Genomic DNA, 654 nt, shown 5'->3' on the forward strand with positions numbered 1-654 from the left:
CCTCGCGCCGTTGCGCGCCACGGAATGCAGCCGGTCGTGACGCTTCAGGTCAACGGCGGAGAGGTGACCACGGTCAAAGCCGGCAAGCCCGTCCGTTTCACGGCCGTAGCCGAGGTGCCGCCGGGTGCGGGCCAGCTCGTCGCCGCCGCCTGGGATATGGACGGCACGGGTACCTTCCCCATGGCCGCAGCCGTGCCCAAGCACCGCAACGGGCGCGTGACCCTGACGACCCGCTTTACCTTCCCGAAGCCGGGCACGTGCTTCCCCGTCGTGCGCATCGCCTCGCAGCGGCAGGGCGATGCGAAAACCCTCTATACTCGGCAGCAAAATTTGAGTCGGGTGCGGGTGGTAGTCCACTAATCTGCGGGGGCGCCCCGCTCGCCAACGGCCGGGGCGAGCTTCCCAACTCCTCCACTTCTGCCTCCGCGTCGGTCAGGGGCCGAAGGTCCAGGCCAAGCCGCTCCGGAACAGGTTTGCCATAGGTTCGGTGAAACGGTCCGAAGCTAAACGCGGCCATTCAGTTGAAGGATCTATTCCCTGAACTGCCCTCTCTTGGTCAAACTCCGGGTCTCAACGGTATAATTCTCCCCAGCCAGCATTGTCGGTTTTTCGGTTTTCAGGTCTTCGCTTTCGGATGGCAGGGTTGAGTATCCT

General features: G+C 63.9%; 1 protein-coding gene. It reads left to right on the forward strand.

The features are described from left to right. The first annotated feature begins 36 nt into the window (after positions 1 to 36). Complete coding sequence (locus ACP7AJ_RS21535) at positions 37 to 360, forward strand: hypothetical protein (protein WP_426062299.1); 324 nt, start codon at positions 37 to 39, stop codon at positions 358 to 360. Positions 361 to 654: the final 294 nt, after the last annotated feature.

Origin of the sequence: Hymenobacter sp. B1770 (assembly GCF_049896385.1) — a bacterium.
Lineage (GTDB): Bacteria > Bacteroidota > Bacteroidia > Cytophagales > Hymenobacteraceae > Hymenobacter.